This is a genomic window from Okeania sp. (genome assembly GCF_983059655.1).
The window spans coordinates 1-6,151 of sequence record NZ_CEZPJD010000469.1 but is presented as its reverse complement, the minus strand read 5'-3'; the positions used below and the strand labels follow the sequence as shown (position 1 = coordinate 6,151).

Annotated in this window: 4 protein-coding genes; all 4 read right to left on the bottom strand. The window is 33.6% G+C overall.

Annotated elements, in window-relative coordinates:
• On the bottom strand, positions 1-1,043 hold a 1,043-nt coding region (gene rseP, locus AC3DU7_RS22010), incomplete at its 3' end, for an RIP metalloprotease RseP (protein ID WP_488041441.1).
• Between the two features lie 233 nt (positions 1,044-1,276).
• Positions 1,277-2,599, bottom strand: coding sequence for an adenylate/guanylate cyclase domain-containing protein (locus AC3DU7_RS22005; protein ID WP_488041440.1), 1,323 nt, complete (start codon positions 2,597-2,599; stop codon positions 1,277-1,279).
• A 19-nt stretch (positions 2,600-2,618) separates the two neighbouring features.
• Entirely contained in the window at positions 2,619-3,017 is a 399-nt protein-coding gene (locus AC3DU7_RS22000) for a response regulator (RefSeq protein ID WP_488041439.1), read from the bottom strand.
• Positions 3,018-3,019: 2 nt separating this feature from the next.
• Positions 3,020-5,650 carry a GAF domain-containing sensor histidine kinase gene (locus AC3DU7_RS21995; protein WP_488041438.1) on the bottom strand — a complete coding sequence of 877 codons (2,631 nt, stop codon included), beginning with the start codon at positions 5,648-5,650 and terminating at the stop codon, positions 3,020-3,022.
• Between the last annotated feature and the right edge of the window lie 501 nt (positions 5,651-6,151).

The following is a 6,151-nucleotide window of genomic DNA, read 5'->3' as shown; positions in this document are numbered from 1 at the left end:
AAGAAAATTCCTAAGCCTAACAATAGCACTAAACCTGTCTGCATCACATTTTCCTGAATATTCATAGGTAAGGGTTTACCTCTTATTCCTTCTATTAATAAAAATGCTAACTGACCGCCGTCTAAAGCTGGTAAAGGCAAAATATTAATCACTGCTAAGTTAATGCTAATCAATGCTGCAAATTGAAATAATTCCCCTATATTGTCTTCAGCAATTTTGGCCCCCATATCTACAATGGCCACAGGCCCGGCAAGTTGCCCTGCTGTCTGACTAAAGTTACTAATTAGTTGCCCAAAACCTTGAAGTGTTAAAACCACAATCCTTTGAAATTCATTAGCACCGACGCTAAAAGCTGCAAAAATATTGTCAGGGCGATGTCTCACTATGTCTCCATTGGAAATTAGTTGTACTCCAATACGACCTTTGCCATCATTTCCTAAGTCTGGTATGACTTCAACAAATAGCTTTTGTCCGTCACGCTGAAGCTCCATATCCAAAGGTTGATTAGGACTATTTTGAATTGTTTCTACTAGGGTAGTAATAGCTTCTTTGTCTGGGCCTAATTGCCGATCGTTAACGGATAAAATAATATCATTTGATTTAATACCTGCTTGAGTAGCTGCAGAGCTAATATCTGTGGCAACTGCTGGAACTTTTACTCCTGGAGCATAGTTAAATTCTGGTATGCCAATGATGCTCACTTGAGTAACTAGTAGAAGATAAGCAAATATTAGATTGGCAATTACTCCTGCACTGAGAACGATCGCTCGGTCGAGGATGGGGCGGTTGCGTAATAGATCTGGGTCATCTTTGGGAATTGTACTATCGGGGTCATTATCGGGAAAACCCACAAAACCACCAAATAGAAAGCTGCGAATGGCATATTCTGTTTCTGGCCCTTGATACTTCCATAATATCGGGCCAAATAAGCCAATGGAAAAACGATTAACGTGGATTTTTTGGAGTCGAGCTGCCAGAAAATGGCCTAGCTCGTGAACTACAATGAGTGCGCCTAAAACTGCGATCGCTAACAATACGGACATTAGTTCTGTTAAGTTTCCAATTATATAAAGTTAAATTTTTATTATAAATGAATTTATCTTAGGGTTTACAAATGGAAGTTTTTTTTGTTGAGGTAGGGAATAGGGAGTAGGGAGTAGGAAGTAGTTAAGAGTTAGAATAAACGGGAGTTATCAATAAGGTAGTCGTTCATAATGTTTTTTTAAATTTATCTGCTTTTCCTATTTTTTTATTCTCTTTATGCTTTCCCTGTTCCCTATTCCCTATTCTTTTGACAACGTTCTAAATAAATTTGAGCTACTCGATCGTTAGGGTTTTTACTCAGACAATCTTGAAACCCTTGAGCTGCTTGACTGAATTTTCTTTGATAATACAATATTATTGCTTCTTCATATACGTGTTTTGTCATTGTCTTACCTTCTAAAAGTTCAGGTGGATCTGCATCAAAAATTTCAAATACTGTCACTATTTTTTCTTTTCCTTTTACCTTAACTCTGTCAATTAATCTAATAGAATATTTTACCGGATTTTCTAATGATATAAAAGTAGAACTACTTATTAATAAAGATACATCATATAGTTTGGTTAATTCTTCTAAACGAGATGCTAAGTTTACTGCATCACCAATAACTGTACCATCTATTCTTTGAGCGCCTCCTACTGTACCTAAAATTAAATCTCCTGTATTAATTCCTATTCCAATTTTTAATGGTAATCTTTCTGGTCTTTGTCGAGTTTTATTATATTCATGTAGTCTTCTTAAAATTGAAATAGCTGCATGAATAGCGTCATCTGCTTTATCGGCAAATAGTGCCATTATTCCATCGCCAATGTATTTATCAATAAAGCCGTGATGTTCAATTATTGCTGGTTCCATTCTGGAGAGATAGCCATTGATAAATTTAAAACTATCTTCTGGTGTCATGGTTTCTAAAAGAGTGGTAAAGTTGCGAATATCAGAAAATAGAACTGACATTTTCTGCTTGACACTATCTCCTAATTTGACATCTGTAATATTTTGATATCCCATCAAAGATAAAAATTGATGAGGTACAAATTGAGTGGCAGTAGCAGTTAATTTTAATTCAGCTTCTAAAGCTTTTTTTAAGTCAAAGTTAGCTTGATATAGTTCCTGATTTATTCTATCTAAATCTGCATTTTTGTTGGCTATCTCCTGCTTTCTAAAATAGCTATTTAAAGCTTCTTTTATTGTTAATTTCAGGTCTTCAGATTCCCAAGGTTTAGGAATATAACGATATAAGTTTGCATAATTAATAGCATTTCCTACTCCTGCTACATCTGCTTGACCAGTAAGCATTATTTTCAGAGTTTGAGGAGAGATAGAATGAATACGTTTAAGCAGTTCATCTCCTTTCATATCTGGCATAATATAATCAGCAATAACTATTGGGATTTCATAATTATCTTCTCTTAACTCTGTAAATATTTCTAAAGCTTCTTCACCACTTTGGGCTAATTCAATCAAACAATCATCTCCTAAATTTCCTTCTAATTCTATGCGGAGACTATCTAAAATCATAGGTTCGTCATCAACGCAAATAATCACTATTTGATTCATCAGCTTTGCTTTTTTTTAGTTAATTAGTATTAATCTGAGCATTTTCAATGGTTGATACTAATTCATCATGATTCCAAGGTTTAGTCAAGCAACGATATAAATTAGCTTCTTTTATCGCTCTTTCGATAGATTTTTCATCAGCTTGTCCAGTCAACATTATTTTGATAATTTGAGGATATTTACTATGAACCCTAATCAAAAGTTCATCTCCTTTAACTCCTGGCATTAACCAATCAGAAACTATGATGAAAATTTTTGTTCCTTCCTCTTCTAATTCATCAATAATTTCTAAAGCTTCATTTGCTGTTTCTGCAAATTCATAAATATATCGATCTTCAAATGCTTCTATAAGCTCTACTTCTAAACTTTTTAAAATTGATAATTCATCATCCACACATACAATCGCCATATCACTCATTTTTACTTTATCTCCATTTTATTTATCGGTAAATATACTGTAAAAGTTGTTTGACCTGGAACAGATTTCACTTCTATTTTACCATCATGTTTTTCAATTATTTTTTTCACAATATCTAATCCTAAACCACTACCTTCTCCTGCTGGTTTAGTTGTAAAAAATGGTTGAAATATTTTTGATAGAATCTCAGGTGGTATTCCCTGACCACTATCAGTAATACTTACTTTAAGATCGGCATCTGCCTGAGTTGCTTGAATAGTTAAATTACCACTGTATTCCATTGCTTGTAAAGCGTTGTGAATTAAATTTGTCCAAACTTGATTTAACTCGTCAGGATAACATTCAATAGGAGGTAAAGAACTATCAAATTCTTTAATCACTTCGACACCATGCTTCATTTTATTATGATATAGAGTTAAAACTGTTTCAATACCTTCTAGAACATTGGCTTTTATTTTCTTACCTGTAGAGTCATAGCGAGCATAAGTTTTGAGTGCAAATACTACTTTTGCCGCTCTTTCTGCAGCAGTACGAATAGTGTGACTACTGGTTTGAACATTAGCAAATTGATAAGCAATTTTAAGAATTTCTTCACTATTTGAGTCTCTCAATAATGGTAAAAATTCTTCTAAGTTATCATAGACTCCTATTCCTACCAAATAGTTAGCAATAGTAGTACTTTGATCGACTAAATTTGTCTTAAGTTGACTAACTAAATTTCTTTTTATTTGACGCTGCTCTCTAGTAGATAAAGAAGTGCGCCCAGAGTTTGATTTTTTAAGTAGAGTAAAAAAGTCTTCCTGCCACTGAGGAGAAAGTTCTTTGAAGAAAATAGGTAACTTTTCTAGATAAGTTTCCCAGAAATTAGCAATACTATTAATTGAAGAATTAATCGCTCCTAAAGGAGTATTAATTTCGTGAGCTACTCCAGCCACTAATTGTCCGAGAGCCACCATTTTTTCTGATTGAATTAATTCTTGTTGAGCTGTTTGTAGTTGCTGAAGAGTAGTAGCTAACTCTTGATTTTTTTGACGTAGATTAAACTCTGCCTGGAGGCGATCGCGAGATTCCATTGCTAGAGCAGTCATATATGCTAAATAACTACCGAAATTCTGTTCTTCTACTTCCCAATTTCTATTATTTCCTTTATCATCTAGACAAATAAAACCAGTTATTTTTCCCTTAAAATTAATTGGGATATTCAAAGTGCTACTAACTGGAATAGGAGAAAAATAATCTACTAATTTTTCTTGCGTATTGAGGTGCCGATCAATATTATCTTCAATAATCATATCTCGATAATTAACATTTTGAAATAGTAGAGAATCACCCCTAGTAAATAGTGAATTTTCTTTACTATGTTGTGTGGTCGATTCTTCATATGAATCTGCACATTTAAGTTCTGATTTATCCTCACTATATAACCATACACTCGTCTTTTCTACATGAAGAATATGACTTGCTAATTCTGTAATTTCTTGTAAAGCAGCTTGCAAGTTTCCTTCATATAAATTTTTGCTTTTAGCTAGTTTTAATAATCCAGTTTGTTGTTTTCTTAGACGATTTTCTCTAGCTTTTATTGCCAACCATGCTGCAACTTTTTCTTCAATTTCTCTTTCTAAAACAGTATTTGCTTCTACTAACTCAGCAGTACGCAAACGTAACCCTTCGGTAGCCTCTTGAACCCGAATTTCTAATTCATCATAAGCTTGACGGCGTGCTATTTCTGCTCTTTGGCGTAGTAATTCAGAAGTTGCTCTAGTAGCAAAAACTTTCATCATTGCCATGGCATTTTCTGGGTCAGCTAAAGTGTTATTACTAACCACACATAATACCCCAATTACTTGCTGATTTTCATCTAATAATGGCATTCCTAGATAAGATTCAGCTTTCATCTTTTGCAAAATAGTTTTGTCCGGGAAAGTTTCCTGAATTTTTTGAGGATAGTACAATATTTTCTCTTCATTAATAACTGCTCCACAGGGTAAATTTAGGAAATTATATTCGATCTTATCTCTAATTTTTCCCTCCCCCCAAATAGCTAATGTTTTTAACTCGAAAGAGTCGTTAAATTTTTCACTGACTATTACATAAGTAACATCTAAAGCTTTTGCTAAATTTTCTACTAAAGCTGGAAAAAACTCTTCCCCTGTAACAGAAGAAGTTGCAACAACAATATTTTGTAATATCTGTTCTGCCTGTTGACGTTCTACTATTTGATGTTGTAATTCTCTATTAACTGCTTCTAATTGTTCCGGTGTTTTTAAAGCCAGAAATTGAGGCAAAAGTGTAGCCATTTGTAAAGCTGTACAACAAGAAACTAAAGCAGTTAATGCTTGCTCTACACCAGCAAACCAGTAAGCAGGATGCCACAATGTCCAGATTTCTAATAAATGACCAAACCCACATAAAATAATGAATGCTCCAAATAAAATAAATACTCCTAAAAATGGAACTTCTTTTTTACGTTTACAGAGAAAATACAGCAACATTGCTGGTATAGAAAAATAGGCGATCGCTATTAGTAGATCGCTCAGAAGGTGGAGCCACACTAATGAAGTTTGCCATAAATAACAACTACCGTGAGGCATATATTGAGTTGGAGAAAAAATTGTTTTTAATAGTTCCCACATTTTTTTATCTTAGTTATGATTACTACTTATTATGGAAGAGTCAGGATTCAGAAAATTCAGGAGGTAAGAATAAGGGTAAGCATTCAGCACTCAACTATCAGGCATCAGCTATTGCTTTTATTTTATGATAAAAGCTTTATTATTTATCTTGCTAAAAAATTTAGCTCCCTTGCCCTTAAAGTCTATATTAATTTAAACACTGTCCCATAAGATAGATTATTGTTGCTGATAGTTGACAGCTAATAGCTGTTTGCGCAGCATTCTGCAGGAAATGCTTACCCTTTTTCTTGACTGCGGAATGCTACTTTAATAATGAATAATTAATAATTACCTCTTCTTTTCAAGGAGAGGATTGACTCAAAGGAAAAATTTTCTTTATTATCTCCTTAAAAGGGAAGGCTTTAAACCACAATTTTTAGGTAAACATAATTTTGAATTCTCCTTACTAAGATAATAATTTAATAGCTGAATGCTTACTGCTGAATGCTTACGAATAAGGAA

Excerpts from the sequence above, each read along its gene's own strand:
- AC3DU7_RS22005 (WP_488041440.1), bottom strand. The coding sequence starts at position 2,599 with ATGAATCAAATAGTGATTATTTGCGTTGATGACGAACCTATGATTTTA.
- AC3DU7_RS22000 (WP_488041439.1), bottom strand. The coding sequence starts at position 3,017 with ATGAGTGATATGGCGATTGTATGTGTGGATGATGAATTATCAATTTTA.
- AC3DU7_RS21995 (WP_488041438.1), bottom strand. The coding sequence starts at position 5,650 with ATGTGGGAACTATTAAAAACAATTTTTTCTCCAACTCAATATATGCCT.